Source organism: Streptomyces kurssanovii (assembly GCF_040677245.1).
GTDB classification, from domain to species: domain Bacteria; phylum Actinomycetota; class Actinomycetes; order Streptomycetales; family Streptomycetaceae; genus Streptomyces; species Streptomyces kurssanovii.
In genome coordinates this window covers 95,626-109,562 of the sequence record NZ_JBFAQK010000016.1, presented here as the reverse complement: position 1 = coordinate 109,562, position 13,937 = coordinate 95,626, and the positions used below count along the sequence as shown (strand labels likewise).

Here is a 13,937-nt window from a genome sequence, read left to right as displayed (position 1 = left end):
GCCTTCGATCTTCCGCCTGGCCAGGAGACGCGGCGGGCACGCGACGCGTACGCCGCGCCGCCGGGCCGCCTCGGGCCGGGTGAGCGGGTGCCCGACAGGGCCTCCGCCTCGGCCGCTTGCCCAGGAGAGGAACGAGCCGCCTGCCCCCTGCCCTCACGGGCACGCCCTGGCACAGGCCCACCCCGAGCCGGATGGAACCGGCTGGGGCGGGGCCTTCGTCGGGACGGTCGTTCTTTCCACTGCGACGCACGTGGCGAGCTCACGCAGCCACCACACCGGCATCGAGCGCGCGCGGCAGTTGCTGCTCCCCTCAGCCCACGGCCGGGCGCCGCCGCCTCAGAACCGCCCACCAGGCCGATCACGTGTGCCGAACGACCACCATCACATGCTCGGCGCCGGCGGCTGACCGCTGATCCCCTCGGCCGGTTCCTGGCCGCCCGCCGCGCGACGGATCGCGGCCAGCAGGTCGGCCTGCGCCAGCAGGTCGCGCAGTTCCTCGCCGGCGGGCGCGGCATCCCCACCGCGGACCGCCGCCGTGAACGCGGCGAGCGTGGCCGCCACCTGGTCCTCGGCCGCAAGCTCGACCGTGCGCGCCCCGGACGCGTCCTCCACCTCGATGCGGGGGCGGTGACCGGCCGGCGGGGTGAACGCGCGGTCCACCGTGATGCGGCCCTTGCTGCCCCACAGTTCGTAGCGCGAGCGGTACGCGCCGTCCATCCCGAACGTCAGCTGCGCGCTCACCCCGTCGGCGCGGCGCAGCAGCGCGGCGCCCGAGGTCTCCACACCGCGGCCCGCGGCGGCCGACAGCACCGCCCCCGCCACCCGCAGGCCGGGGCCGAGCAGGTGCACCGCGGCGCGCACCGGGTACAGGCCCACGTCCGACAGCGCGCCGCCCCCCAGTTCCGCGTCGAAGCGGATGTCCCCGTCGGCGGGGGAGGGGATCGTGAACGCCGCGTGCAGCGAACGCAGTTCGCCGATCACACCGTCGGCGACCATCGTGGCGACCGTCCGGTGCTGCCCGTGGTGCACGAACATCACGTTCTCCCGCAGCACCAGCTTCCGCCGCCGGGCCTCGGCCAGCAGCGTGCGGGTGCGGGCCGGGTCCGTCGTCAGCGGCTTCTCCGCCAGGACGTGCTTGCCCGCCTCGAGGGCCGCCTCGACCCAGGGGGCGTGCAGCGCCGCCGGCAGCGGGATGTAGAGGGCGTCCACGTCCGGGTCGGCGAGCAACTCCTCGTACCCGGTCACCGGACGGGCGCCGTGCGCGCGGGCCGTCTCTGCGGCGCGGGCGGGCGAGCGGCTGGCGACCGCGGCGAGTTCGATGTCCGGCGCGGCCGCCATCGCGGGCAGCACCCGGCGGCGCGCGATGTCCGCGCACCCGAGGACCCCGAACCGCAGCACACCCGCCGCAGGCGCCGTCACCGGCGGTGCTCCGCGGTCAGCGCCTCCAGCACGGACACGAACTCGGCCGGGCCGGGCGCCTGGTTGATCTCCGCGCGCAGCGCCTGCGCGCCCTCGCCGAACGACGGCTCGTCCAGCAGCCGCGTGATCTGCTTGCGCAGCAGTTCCGTGTCGAACTCCTCGGTGGTGACGACCAGTCCGGCGCCCCGGCCGGCCATGAAGCGGGCCGTGGTCGCCTCGCTCCAGCACGGCATCGGCACGATCAGCTGCGGCACGGCGGCCGCCGTGGCCGCCGCGAACGTCCCGCCGCCGCCGTGGTGGATGATCGCCGAGCAGCTCGGCAGGATCTGCGCCAGCGGCACGTACTCCGTCAGCCGGACGTTGTCCGGCACCCGGGTCACCGTCTCCAGCATCGCCCGGTGCAGCGTGGCGACCACCTCGACGTCGAGGCCGGCCAGCGCGTCGACCACCTCGGGGAAGGAGACACCGGCCGCCTTGAACAGCTGACGGCCGCGGCCGCCGATGCCCAGCGTCAGCAGCACCCGCGGCCGCTCCGGCCGTTCGTGCACCCACGCCGGCGCCACCGCGCTGCCGTTGTAGGGGACCCGCCGGAGCGGCTCGTAACGGTGGGGGAGCGGCAGGCGCAACGCCTCGGGCATCGGGTCGATGGTCCACTGGCCGAGCAGCAGGTCCTCCGAATAGTCCAGCCCGTAGCGCTCGAGCATCGGCGCCATCAGCGCGTCCACCGGATCGGCCCCGCCGCCCCGCCGCTCGAGGGACGTGCCGCGCAGCCAGCCGATGTTGTCCTGACCCCACAGGAAACGCGCGTGCGCCGCGCCCGTCACCCTCGCCGCGACACCCGCCGCCACACAGAACGGGTCCCACACCACCAGGTCGGGCCGCCAGCCGCGGCAGAAGGCCACCAGGTCGTCCACCATCGGCGTGAACATCCCCAGCATGCCCGTCAGCCCCTGCCACTGGCGCTCCCACTGCGGGGCGTCACCCGTGTCCAGGGACAGCGCGTCGCTGAGGCTGTCGAGCATCTCGAAGTTGTCGTTCCACTTCACCGCGTCCGCCAGCACCTCCCGCGAGCCCAGCGGCACCGCGGGCAGCCCGGCCTCGGTGACCAGATGCACGGTGTCGGGGTGGATGGCCACCCGCACCTCGTGGCCCGCGTTCTGCAGCGCCCAGGCGAGCGGAACGATCGGATGCACATGGGCCGTGGCCGGGAACACGGTGAACAGAACACGCATGACAGCGACTCCAGTCGTCCTATGGGGGCTTCACACTCCGGGCGGCGGCTCGATCCCGGGTCGAGGAGGGATCGAGACGGCTGGGCGAGATTGCCGGGTGACACGAGCCCGCCCACCGTCTGGAGATGCGGATGACAGCCGCCGGCCGCTCGGCCGAGTACGTCGCCACGACCCCGGCCCCCGCCCAGCGGGCCTACCGGCTGATCGCCGGCATCGACCGCTGGCCCCTGCTGTTCGCGCCCTGCCTGCACGTCGAACGGCTGGGCCCCGGCACCGACGGCGGCGACCGCTTCCGGATGTGGGTGGCCTCCGGCGACGACGTGCGCGAGTGGACCTCCTCGCGCCACGCCGACGAGCAGGCACTGCGGGTCACCTTCCGCCAGGAGCGGCCGAGCGCCCCGCTGTCCGCCGCCGAAGGCACCTGGCACTTCGAACCGGACGCCGACGGCACCCGCATCACGCTCACCAACGCCTACACCCTCACCACCGCCGACGAGGCGACCGCCACGTTCCTCGCCCGCGCCCTCGAGCGCCACAACGCGGACGAGGTCGCCGCCGTGCGCTACTGGGCAGAACGCCCCGAGGACCTCGACGACCTGCTGTTCTCCCTGACCCAGGAGATCCTCCTCGACCTGCCCGCCGACACCGTCCACGACCTTCTGTGCCGCGGCGCGGGCCCCCGCGTCCGCCTGCCCGGGCGGCGCCTGGTCCTGGACGGCGGCCCGGCGGTGCCCGCGCCGCTGCGCGCGCACACCGCCACCTGGAGCGTCACCGCCGACGGTGCCCGCACCCGCGTCCTGGTCCGTCACGACGCGGCCCTCGACCCGGACGCCGCCGCCCTGGGCGGGGGCCCGGCGCGGGCCCGCGCCACCGCCGAAGAGCAGCTGCGCCGCAGCAGCCTTCAGATCCTGGAGAGCGCCGGTGCCCACGCCGTGGACCGGGTCGCGGCCCGCTGACCCCCGCTCAGTGAGCGGCGGCGCTGCGGTGCACGGCCTCCGCGACGCGCCGGGCCCGCGGGTCGAGCCGGTCCACGACATGCGAACCGCCGCCTGGCACATAGGCGAAGGCCAGCTGCTGCCCGGGGACGGCGCAGGCGAACGAGCCGGTCGCGCCGGCCAGCCCGAAGGAGCCCAGCGGTCCGGCCGACGCCGGGTAGAGCGGCCCGTCGGGCAGCATCATGCCCAGGCCCCAGCTGGTGTCCATCAGCATGGTGCGGCACCGGCCGGCGGAGTGCTCCCGGCGGATCTGGTCGACCAGTGCCGGCCCGGCCAGGCGCACCCCGTCCACCTCGCCGATCAGCGCGGCGAAGTAGCGGGCCAGCGACCCGGCGTCGGCCACCCCGTCGTAGGAGGCGTTCTCCAGCCGTACCCGCTTGGCGTCGTCACCGGTGTCGGCGTCGAAGGACATGCTGCCGATCGTCGCCCGGAAGGTCAGCGAGGACGGGTCGCCGAGCGCCGCGAGCAGCTCGGTCACCTGGCCGGCCGCGCCGCCGTCCATCAGGACCTCGGCCTTGGACGGCACCATCGTCGCCAGCCGCGGCAGCCGGTCCTCGGGCAGGCCGATGAAGCACTCGAGCCCCAGCGGCCCGGCGATCTCCTCGGCGAAGAACCGGCCCACCGTGGAGCCGGTGACCCGCCGCACCACCTCGCTGACCATGTGGCCGAAGGTCATGGCGTGGTAGCCGTGCGCGGTGCCCGGCGCCCACTCGGGGCGGGCGGCGGCGAGCGCCTCGACGACCGGCCGGCCGGTGCGCAGCTTCTCGTACGTGATCGGATCCGAGTCCAGCGCCACCACACCGGTGCGCTGCGCCAGCAGCATCCGCAGGGTGACCGACTCCTTGCCGGCCGCCGCGAACTCGGGCCAGTAGCGGGCGATCGGGGCGTCCAGCTCCAGGACACCGCGCTCGATCAGCACGAACAGCGCGCCGGCCGCCACGGACTTGGTGGGGGAGGCGAGCACGGCCAGGGTGTCGCGCTCCCAGGGCCTGCCGGCGGCCTCGTCGGCGAACCCGCCCCACAGGTTCACCACTTCACGGCCGCGCAGATACACGCTCACCCCCGCCCCGGTCTGCGTGCCGTCGCGGAAGTTCTGCGCGAAAGCACGCGCCACTTCCTCGAAACCGGGCGCGCATTCCCCGCGCACGGTCACGGTCTCCTCGACTTCGGTTGTCACCGGATCAACTCCTTGCGCCACATATCCACTTCGAGACTCGACATTCTCAATTTCCGGACTCGCACCCGGCTCGAACTTCTCTTGCGAATCGGCCGCGTTCGCCGGCCCTTCGGCACATGTCCGGAAGAGACCCCACGGGAGGCCCCCAAATGTTCTCCGACACAACAGAATTCCACCGCTGGTTCGAGCAGCGGTGCGCCGCGAACGCCTACAAGGTCGCCCAGGTCCCCCTCGACCGTCTCGACGGCTGGTCGATGGAGGCGGACTCCGGGAACCTGGTGCACCGCAGCGGGCGGTTCTTCTCCGTCCAGGGCCTTGAGGTCACCGACTCGGGACGGGCCGTGGAAGCCTGGCAGCAGCCGATCATCGTGCAGCCGGAACACGGAATTCTCGGAATCCTGGTGAAGGAGTTCGACGGAGTTCCGCACTGCCTTCTCCAGGCGAAGATGGAACCGGGAAATGTGAATCTCGTCCAGCTGTCGCCGACCGTCCAGGCCACGAAGAGCAACTACATGCGCGTGCACGGCGGGCGGCCCGTTCCTTATCTCGAGCACTTCGTCGCCCCGCGCGGCGGTGAGGTCCTCTTCGACGCCCTCCAGTCGGAGCAGGCGTCCTGGTTCCTCGCCAAACGCAATCGCAACATGATCGTCCGCACCGACGCCGACATCCCCGTCCTGGACGACTTCTGCTGGCTCAGCTTCGACCAGATCGCCGAACTCCTGCAGACCGACGACCTGGTGAACATGGACACCCGCACCGTCCTGTCCGGCGCCGTCGCCCTGCGCCGCCCCGCCGCGGGCCGCGGCGCCCACCCCGGCGACGACACCTTCGACGGCGCCCTCGTGCGGTCCTGGCAGCAGGACGGCCGCTCGCTGCACAACACCGTCGAACTGCTGAGCTGGTTCACCGAGGCCAAGGGCCGCTGCACCCTCAGCCGCCGGCTCGTGCCGCTGGCCGGCCTCGCCGACTGGTCGCGGCGCGACGGCATCGTCGCCCACGCCGAGGACCGGCACTTCACCGTCCTCGGCGTGGGCGTCGAGGCCTCCAACCGCGAGGTGACCGGCTGGTCGCAGCCCATGTTCGCGCCCCGCAGCCAGGGAGTCATCGCCTTCCTGGCCAAACGCGTCGAAGGGGTGCTGCACCTGCTGGTGCAGGCCCGCATCGAGACCGGGGCGCTGGACCGGATCGAGATGGCGCCCACCGTGCAGTGCCAGCCCGCCGACTACCTCGCCGACCGCGCCGGCGGCCCCGACCCGGCCGGCTGCCCCCCGTACCTGGACACCGTGCTCGCCGCCGGGCGGGAGCAGATCCGGTTCGACGCCGTGCAGTCCGAGGAGGGCGGCCGCTTCTACCACGCCCAGAGCCGCTACCTGCTGGTCGAGGTCGACGACGACTTCCCCCTGGAGGCACCCGCCGGATTCACCTGGATGACGGTCCGTCAGCTCATCGGGTTCGTGCGCTACGGCAGCCACCTCAACGTCGAGGCACGCAGCCTGCTCACCCTGCTCGGCTTCCTGCCGGCAGCGGTCCGCGAACCGCAGGCCGTCGCGTGAAACCCGTCCCACCGCAACCACCCCGGCGTCTCCAGGACGGCTCCAGCGGCCCCCGAGACGCGCTTCCTAGCGTCACACCGATTGCTCGCACGGCGAGTCGAGCGAGTTGAGCGAGTCGAACAGGCTGAGGAGAGAAGCGAATGACCACCCTGGTGAGTGCCGACTCGATCCGCGACGAACTGCGGACGCACCTGGCCGCGATCCTCTACTGCGAGATCGAGGAGATCGACGACGACGCCACCTTCGCCGAGCTGGGACTCGACTCCGTCCTGGGCGTGGAGCTGGTCTCCCTCCTCAACACCAAGTACGGCCTCGAGGAGATGCTCGACACGGTGTACGCCCACCCCACGGTCAACCAGCTCAGCGCCTACGTGAGCAGCCAGGTCGCAGCCCTGGAGGCGACCGCCAAGTGAGCCCGACCGACCTGATCGAGGGCCCGGCGCCCGCCGACACGTCCCTGCTGACCCGCCGCGTCACGGTGGCGCCGGGCATGTGCGGTGCCGGCTCCCTGTTCTTCGGGCAGCTCGGGGACTGGACGTGGGAGGCCGTCAAAGCCGCCACCGGCACCAACGTGTACGCCGCCCGCAGCACCGACGGCCACCCCACCTACCTCTCCTTCTACTACTTCCGCGTCCGCGGCAGCCGGCACATCCAGCCCTACGGCATCGCCTTCGGCGACGAGTTCGACGTCACCTCACGCGTCTTCGACCTCGGACCGCAGTCCGTGATGACCCTGCACCGCCTCTCCCGCCCCGGCACCCGGGCGACCGGCCTGGACCCGCGGGCCTTCCACGAGGAGCAGCGCGAGGACTGCCTGTACGTCGAGAACTACAACCGCTGGATCTCCCGCTCCCACCCGGACAGCAACGAGGGCCTGGTGGAGGCGTCCCCGGCCGGCCACCGGCACGAGCACCTGCCCCCGCTGCCCGCCGAGTACTCGCCCCGCGGGATCTGCGGCCGCGCCCGCAGGACGGGCACCTTCCACGACGGCGGCATCCCGGGCCGCAGCCCCTCCGCGCCCTACAGCACCACCTACACGCTGGACCGGGTACGCGACCTCAACGGCGCCGGGCTCATGTACTTCGCCTCCTACTTCTCCATCGTCGACACCGCCCTGCTGCGCCAGTGGCGCGCCCTGGGCCGCGACCCGCGCGGCTTCAGCCGCCGCACCGTCGTCGACCACCGGATCGGCTACTTCGGCAACGCCGACGCCGACGCCGAACTCACCGTCACCGTGCGGCTGTGGCACAGCGACACCGTGCCCGGCGACGAGATCGCCGATGTCGCCGTCACCGAGGCCGCGACCGGACGGCTGCTCGCCGTCTGCTCGATCCAGCAGCTCCTGGAGGACTGATGACCGCCCCCGCCGCCACCGACGAGGCCACGATCCGGCGCGTCCTCGCGGAGGTCGTCGCCGAGATCCTGCCCGACGTGCCCGCCGAGGAGATCACCGACGGGCGGAGCCTGAAGGACCTCGGGGCCGACTCCGTCGACCGCGTCGAGATCATCACCACCCTCACCCACCGGCTCGGCAGCCGCGAGCGGGTCTCCACCTTCGCCGACATCCCCGACATCGGCGGCCTCATCGCCCATCTGGCCACCGGCGGCCGGCGATGAGCACCGCCCGTATCGGCGTCGAGGCCCTCAACGTCCACGCCGGGGTCGCCAAGATCTCCGCCCGCGCCCTCTTCGACGCCCGCGGCCTCGACCCGGACCGCTTCGACAACCTCATGATGGACGAGCGGTCCGTCCAGCTCCCCTGGGAAGACCCCGTCACGGGCGCCGTCAACGCCGCCAAACCGATCATCGACGCCCTCAGCGACGACGACCGGGACTCCATCGAACTCCTCGTCACCTCCAGCGAGTCCGGACTCGACTACAGCAAGTCCCTCGCCTCCCACGTGCACCGCCACCTGGGCCTGTCCCGCCAATGCCGCTACATGGAGGTCAAGGCGGCCTGCTACGGAGCGACCGGCGCCCTCCAGCTCGCCGCCGGCTACCTGATGGCCGGCCTGCGGCCCGGCGCCAAGGCACTGATCATCGCCACCGACGTCAACCCCATGGACGAGTACGCCAAGTACGCCGAGCCCACCACCGGCCACGGCGCCGTGGCGCTCCTCGTCGGCGACAGCCCCGGCGTCCTCGCCCTGACCCCCGGCGCCTACGGCCTCAACAGCTTCGACGTCATGGACACCGCCCGGCCCGCACCGGACTACGACCTGTACAACCCGGACCTGTCGCTGCTCGCCTACCTCGAGTGCCTCTCCGACAGCTTCCGCGCCTACACCGCCAACGTCCCGGGCACCGACTTCGCCGACTCCTTCGACCACGTCGTCATGCACACCCCGTTCGGCGGGATGGTCAGAGCCGCGCACCGCAAGCTGATGCGCGAATTCGCACCCCGCGCCCCCAAGGCGATCGCCGAGGACTTCGAACGGCGCGTCGCCCCCTCCCTGCGCTACGGGCGGGTGGTGGGCAACCTGTGCTCGGGCGCCATCTGGCTCGCCCTCGCCTCCCTGATCGACCACGAGAGCGCCGAACGCGTCGAAGGCGCCCGGCTCGGCATGTACTCCTACGGATCCGGCTGCGCCTCGGAGTTCTTCGGCGCGACCGTCGTCCCCGGCGCCAAGGCGACCCTGGACAAGGCACGCATCGCCGAACGCCTCGCCCTGCGGCGCGAGCTGACCTTCGCCGAGTACGAACAGATGCTGCCCGTCACCCGCCGCATCCTGGTGCCCCAGGCCCACCGCACCGTCGACGACTCCCTGCAGGACACCTTCCTCGCGCCCTTCCGCGACCACGGCAAGCAGCTGGTGCTGGCCGGCGTCGAGAACTACATCAGGCGGTACGAGTGGCGCTGACAGCCCCCGCCCCGCTGCGCGTGGACGCCGGCCGCGCGCCCCTGGTCCGCGCCACCCTCGACACGCCCGGCACCCGCAACCGTCTCGACGACGACATGCTCACGGCCCTCACCGGCGCCCTCACCGCCGCCGAAGCGGCCGAGGGCGCCGAGGTGTTCGTCCTCGACGCCACCGGCGACACCTTCTGTTCGGGCATCGCCCTCGGCGAGGCGGACCGCGACGGCTGGCAGCCGCGCCTGACCGCCGTGCACCACCTGCTGCAGCGCCTGGCCGACTCGCCCCTGGTCACCGTCGCCGTCGTCGACGGCGCCGCCACCGGAGGCGGCGTCGGACTCGCCGCCGCCTGCGACCACGTCATCGCCGGCCCCCGCGCGAGCTTCCGCATGACCGAGGTCCTCCTCGGCCTCGTGCCCGCCGTGATCCTGCCGGTCGTCGCCGAACGCACCGGCCGCCACCGCGCCTTCTCGCTCGCACTCGGCGCCCAGCACGTCACCGCCGAACAGGCCGCCGACATCGGCCTCGCCGACCAGCGCACCGACGACTGCGGCCAGGAACTGCGGCTGCTGCTGCGGCGGCTGCGGGCCGCCGACCACGGAGCCGTACGCGCACTCAAGCGCTACCGCCGTGAACTGTTCCCCGCCCCCGAAGGCCACGCGGAGCGCGCCGTACGCGCCGTCGCCGAACGCCTTCGCGACCAGCGGGTCCACGAGCGGCTGAACACCTTTCACCGGCAAGGACTGATACCGTGACCGCTCTTTCGTACGGGCCCGTCCAGCTGCACACCGAGGCGCCCGTCGCCACCGTCCGGCTGTGCGACGAGGCGGGCCACAACCGGTTCACCCCCGAGCTGCGCGCCGGCCTCATCGCCGCCCTCCACCGCGCCGGCGGCGACCCCGACGTGCGGGCCGTCGTCCTGGAAGGCGCACCCGGCGTCTTCAGCGCCGGCGGGGCCACCGAACGCATGCTCGGCACCCACGAACAGCGCGTCGTCGAACTCTGGGAAATGATGCAGGCCATCGCCGCCTGCCCCGTACCGGTCGTCGCCGCCGCCCAGGGCCACGCACTCGGCGGCGGACTGCTGCTCGCCCTCTACTGCGACATCGCCGTCCTCAGCGAACGCTCCCGCTACGCCATGAACTTCCTCACCTTCGGCTTCACCCCCATCCTCGGCGCCTCCCACGTCGTGCCGGCGGCCTTCGGCCGCGCCCTGGGCACCGAAATGATGTACACCAGCCGCACCTACACCGGCCGCGAACTGCGCGAACGGGGCGCCGGCACCAGGATCTGCGCCCACGACACGGTCCCCGCGGAGGCCCACCGCATCGCCCTGCAGAGCGCCCAGGCACCCCGCGGCGCCCTCGCGATGATGAAGTCCCAGCTCGTGCGGACCCTCCTCACCGACGCCCGGGCCGCCCTCGAACGGGAGATCCCCGACCACGAGGCCACCATCACCGGCGACGAGGCACGCCGACGCATCCGGGGCCTGCACGGCCAGCGCATCGCCCACGCCGGACAGCCGGAGGCCGCCGCGTGACCACCGCCCACGGCACCGACGCCGCACCCGTCGCCGTCATCGGCATGTCCTGCCGGACCGCCGGCGCCGAGACCCTGCCCGAATTCTGGGACGTCGTCTCCCGCGGCGAGCGGCACCTGAGCGACGTGCCCGCGGAACGCTGGTACGGACTCGACGAGCAGGTCGCCGCCGCCAACACCCCCCGCGCGTTCCTCCTCGACTCCATCGACGGCTTCGACGCCCGCTTCTTCGGCATCGCCCACCGCATGGCCGCCTTCATGGACCCCCAGCACCGGCTCATGCTCGAACTGGCCTGGCACGCCGTGGAGAACGCCGGCCTGGACCCCCAGACACTGACCGGTGAACCCGTCGCCGTCTTCGCCGGCGCCTTCATGTCCGACTACGCCGAACGCATGAACGCCCGCGGCAGACGCTCCGACGGCGCCGCGTTCCCCGGCACCATGATGGCCTTCCTCGCCAACCGCGTCTCCTACCAGTTCGGCTGGACCGGCCCCAGCATGGTCATCGACTCCGCCTGCTCCGCCGGACTGTCCGCCCTCGGCTTCGCCGTCCAGGGCCTGCGCGCGGGCGACTACCCCATGGCACTGGTCGGCTCACCCAACCTGTTCAGCGCCGGCTACTACACCACCAACGCCTACCTCGGCGGCGCCCTGTCACCCACCGGCGACTCGGTGCCCTTCAGCGCCGCCCGCAACGGCTACCTGCGCGGCGAGGGCGGCGCCTGCCTGCTCCTCAAACCCCTGGACGCCGCCCTCGCCGACGGCGACCCCGTGCACGCCGTCATCCGCTCCGTCGGCAGCGCCCACAACGGCCGCGGCGGCGGACTGACCGGCACCGACCAGGACTCCCAGACCGCCCTCGTACGGCAGACCCTCACCAAGGCCGGGCTCACCCCGCGCGACCTCGGCCACCTCGAGGCCCACGGCACCGGCACCCGCGGCGGCGACGCCACCGAGATCGCCGCCCTCGCCCACCTCGTCGACGGGCCCGCCGCCGGCCCCGACGGCCGGCTGTGGGTCGGCTCCGTCAAGGCCAACATCGGCCACCTCGAAGCCGCCGCCGGACTCATCGGAGTCGTCAAGACGATCCTCGCCCTGCGCGCCGGCACCATCCCGAAGATCGCCGGACTCGGCGAGGCCGACGGCGAACTGCCCCTCGGCGACGCCCCCCTCGGCATCCCCGTCGAGAACGTGCCCTGGCCCGCGGGAAGCACCCCGCGCATCGGCGCCGTCAACGCCTTCGGACTCGGCGGCTCCATGTCCCACGCGGTCGTCGAAGAGGCCCCCCGCCCGATGCCGTCCCGCCCCGCACCCGCCCCCCGCCGTCCGCACGTCGTACCGCTGTCCGCGGGCAGCGACGACGCGGTCGCCCTGCTGGCCCGCCGCCTGCTGCACCAGCTCGACGGCCCCCACGCACCCGAACTCGCCTCCCTCGCCCACACGCTGCAGTACGGCCGGCGCGCCATGAAACACCGCCGCGCCCTCGTCGTGTCCGACACCGCCGCACTGCGCACCGCCCTGCGGTCGCTCGCCGACGGCGCCGGCCTGCCGCCCGCCCAGGACCCGGTCGCCCGCGAATGGACCGACGGCGGCACACCCGACTGGGACGTGCTGTGGAAGGACCACGACCGCCCCGCCCGCGCCCACCTGCCCGGCACCCCCTTCCAACGCCGCTCCTACTGGTTCGACGACGCGCCCCCGCCCGCGCTCTGAACCGCCGGGCACACCGACGGGGCCGCCTCCCACATGGAGGCGGCCCCGTCGGCATGTCGCGCTGTCCTTGCTCCTCAGTCCTTGTCGGCGGTCAGGCCCTCGCCCCAGTCGACGGCCGACATCTCCTCGTAGCTCATCTGCTGCCGCGGGATCCACGACGCGCTCGCACCCTCCGCGTTGACGCCCTTCTCGAAGATCGCCAGGCTCGGGTAGAAGTGCGCACCGGTCAGCGTCAGGTCCGTCTCGGACGCCGTCGTACCCTCCGGGAGCTCACGCTCCTCGTGGTTGAGGCCGTCCAGCAGTGCCTTGAGGAAACCCATGCTGGTGGCCGGCGAGTTCAGCTCCTTCGAACTGCCGCCGTAACCGGGCCAGTACGACGTCTGCAGATCCTCCGCCGCATACAGGCCGCCCGGCCTGACATACGGGAACAGCGCCTTGAACGCGGCGATGAGATCGGCGTTGCCGTGGCTGGCGTCGTCGATGACGATGTCGAACGGACCCAGGTCACGGCCCAGCGACTCCAGGAACTCCGCGCTCGACAGGTCACCCTCCACGGTGTGGATGCGCTGCTCACGCAGCGGCGCCTTGTCGAAGACGTCGACACCGTAGACGACCGAACGGGGAAAATAGCGCTTCCACATGCGCAGCGAACCGCCCCCGGAGGCGGGATTGCCGTAGCCGCCGATACCGAGCTCCAGGATCTTCAGCGGCCGGTCACGCAGCGGCCCGAAATGCCGGTCGTAGTGCGGCGTGTAGAAGTGCAGCCCCCACTTGTCGGAGCCGTTGCGCAGCGACAGCTCGCCCAGATCCTCGTGCCGGCCGGTGGTCCCGCGCACCAGACGCCTGACGACCGGGAAGACGTGCATGGTGCCGCCCAGGCGCTCCACGTTCTCCAGGTCGTGCCACACGATCCGCAGCGTCTGCGCCTCCACGCCGCGCCACGGCCCCAGCACCGAGCGCAGCAGCTCGGCCAGGTCCGACTCGAGCGTGGCGTGCGGCGCGTCCACGCGGCCCGCCTCGTGCTCGGCGCTCTTGCCCACGCGCACGACGTGATGGACCGTGCCACCCTCGAAGGCGAGGGCGAGCTGGATGTCGACGCCGGCCGTGCCCGGCCCGGGGATCTCGTGCAGATCGGCCCGGTTCACCAGCTCGTCGGCGAGGATCGCCGCGGTGCGCTCGGCGCCGACCGCGCGGATCGCGGCGTCGATCTGCTCGGTGCCGCCCTCGGCGGCCAGAATCAGCTTCAGGATGTCGTCGTGTGCCCGTTGAATCGTCATCACACCGCCGAACCCTCGCGGCTCCTGCTGGAGCCCCACTGGACGCCCCCTCGCGCGGGCGCGGGCGGCTCCCGCCACCCCGCCGCTGCCGCCCCGCCGGCCGTGGGACCCTCCCGACCGGGCTCCGCCCGGACCCGGCACCGCCGCTCCGCGCGGTGTTTCCGGGGGCTCCGCCCC

General features: G+C 72.9%; 13 protein-coding genes. 9 read left to right on the top strand and 4 right to left on the bottom strand.

All coding sequences use genetic code 11. The features are described 5' to 3' along the window. Positions 1-381: 381 nt before the first annotated feature. Entirely contained in the window at positions 382-1,419 is a 1,038-nt protein-coding gene (locus tag AB0K36_RS14650; protein WP_364593251.1) for a Gfo/Idh/MocA family protein, read from the bottom strand. Continuing rightward, on the bottom strand, positions 1,416-2,651 hold the full coding sequence (locus AB0K36_RS14645) for an activator-dependent family glycosyltransferase (RefSeq protein WP_364593248.1): 1,236 nt from the start codon (positions 2,649-2,651) through the stop codon (positions 1,416-1,418). Before AB0K36_RS14645 ends, AB0K36_RS14650 begins: the two co-directional genes overlap by 4 nt. A 125-nt stretch (positions 2,652-2,776) precedes the next feature. Here AB0K36_RS14645 and AB0K36_RS14640 point away from each other — a divergent pair, with 125 nt between their 5' ends. Next, positions 2,777-3,607, top strand: a complete 831-nt coding sequence (locus AB0K36_RS14640; protein ID WP_364593245.1) for an aromatase/cyclase — start codon at positions 2,777-2,779, stop codon at positions 3,605-3,607. A gap of 7 nt (positions 3,608-3,614) precedes the next feature. Here AB0K36_RS14640 and AB0K36_RS14635 read toward each other — a convergent pair whose 3' ends face one another. After that, a complete protein-coding gene (locus AB0K36_RS14635) occupies positions 3,615-4,823 on the bottom strand; it encodes a serine hydrolase domain-containing protein (protein WP_364593242.1) in 1,209 nt (402 codons plus the stop codon). Positions 4,824-4,972: 149 nt separating this feature from the next. Here AB0K36_RS14635 and AB0K36_RS14630 point away from each other — a divergent pair, with 149 nt between their 5' ends. The 8 genes from AB0K36_RS14630 to AB0K36_RS14595 all read left to right on the top strand — a co-directional run bounded on the left by AB0K36_RS14630 (position 4,973) and on the right by AB0K36_RS14595 (position 12,483). After that, the gene (locus tag AB0K36_RS14630; RefSeq protein ID WP_364593239.1) at positions 4,973-6,376 is read left to right on the top strand and encodes an NDP-hexose 2,3-dehydratase family protein; all 1,404 of its coding nucleotides are present in this window, start codon (positions 4,973-4,975) and stop codon (positions 6,374-6,376) included. Between the two features lie 140 nt (positions 6,377-6,516). Next, the gene (locus tag AB0K36_RS14625; RefSeq protein WP_364593236.1) at positions 6,517-6,789 is read left to right on the top strand and encodes an acyl carrier protein; all 273 of its coding nucleotides are present in this window, start codon (positions 6,517-6,519) and stop codon (positions 6,787-6,789) included. Beyond that, a complete protein-coding gene (locus tag AB0K36_RS14620; protein WP_364593233.1) occupies positions 6,786-7,730 on the top strand; it encodes an LnmK family bifunctional acyltransferase/decarboxylase in 945 nt (314 codons plus the stop codon). Before AB0K36_RS14625 ends, AB0K36_RS14620 begins: the two co-directional genes overlap by 4 nt. After that, complete coding sequence (locus AB0K36_RS14615) at positions 7,730-7,993, top strand: acyl carrier protein (protein WP_364593231.1); 264 nt, start codon at positions 7,730-7,732, stop codon at positions 7,991-7,993. Before AB0K36_RS14620 ends, AB0K36_RS14615 begins: the two co-directional genes overlap by 1 nt. Further along, positions 7,990-9,237 (top strand): hydroxymethylglutaryl-CoA synthase family protein, encoded by a 1,248-nt coding sequence (locus tag AB0K36_RS14610; protein WP_364593228.1) that lies wholly within the window; start codon positions 7,990-7,992, stop codon positions 9,235-9,237. The genes AB0K36_RS14615 and AB0K36_RS14610 overlap by 4 nt, the downstream gene beginning before the upstream one ends. Next, positions 9,228-9,986 carry an enoyl-CoA hydratase/isomerase family protein gene (locus tag AB0K36_RS14605; protein WP_364593225.1) on the top strand — a complete coding sequence of 253 codons (759 nt, stop codon included), beginning with the start codon at positions 9,228-9,230 and terminating at the stop codon, positions 9,984-9,986. The genes AB0K36_RS14610 and AB0K36_RS14605 overlap by 10 nt, the downstream gene beginning before the upstream one ends. After that, positions 9,983-10,771 (top strand): polyketide synthase, encoded by a 789-nt coding sequence (locus tag AB0K36_RS14600; RefSeq protein WP_364593222.1) that lies wholly within the window; start codon positions 9,983-9,985, stop codon positions 10,769-10,771. The genes AB0K36_RS14605 and AB0K36_RS14600 overlap by 4 nt, the downstream gene beginning before the upstream one ends. Then, entirely contained in the window at positions 10,768-12,483 is a 1,716-nt protein-coding gene (locus tag AB0K36_RS14595; protein WP_364593219.1) for a polyketide synthase, read from the top strand. Before AB0K36_RS14600 ends, AB0K36_RS14595 begins: the two co-directional genes overlap by 4 nt. A gap of 74 nt (positions 12,484-12,557) precedes the next feature. Here the strand turns inward: AB0K36_RS14595 and AB0K36_RS14590 are convergent, their stop codons facing one another. Continuing rightward, a complete protein-coding gene (locus AB0K36_RS14590) occupies positions 12,558-13,760 on the bottom strand; it encodes a hypothetical protein (RefSeq protein ID WP_364593217.1) in 1,203 nt (400 codons plus the stop codon). Positions 13,761-13,937 lie beyond the last annotated feature (177 nt).

Bases quoted from the DNA above. Each gene is read 5' to 3' on its own strand.
- AB0K36_RS14590 (WP_364593217.1), bottom strand. From the start codon at position 13,760: ATGACGATTCAACGGGCACACGACGACATCCTGAAGCTGATTCTGGCC.
- AB0K36_RS14645 (WP_364593248.1), bottom strand. From the start codon at position 2,651: ATGCGTGTTCTGTTCACCGTGTTCCCGGCCACGGCCCATGTGCATCCG.
- AB0K36_RS14630 (WP_364593239.1), top strand. From the start codon at position 4,973: ATGTTCTCCGACACAACAGAATTCCACCGCTGGTTCGAGCAGCGGTGC.
- AB0K36_RS14640 (WP_364593245.1), top strand. From the start codon at position 2,777: ATGCGGATGACAGCCGCCGGCCGCTCGGCCGAGTACGTCGCCACGACC.
- AB0K36_RS14625 (WP_364593236.1), top strand. From the start codon at position 6,517: ATGACCACCCTGGTGAGTGCCGACTCGATCCGCGACGAACTGCGGACG.
- AB0K36_RS14615 (WP_364593231.1), top strand. From the start codon at position 7,730: ATGACCGCCCCCGCCGCCACCGACGAGGCCACGATCCGGCGCGTCCTC.
- AB0K36_RS14610 (WP_364593228.1), top strand. From the start codon at position 7,990: ATGAGCACCGCCCGTATCGGCGTCGAGGCCCTCAACGTCCACGCCGGG.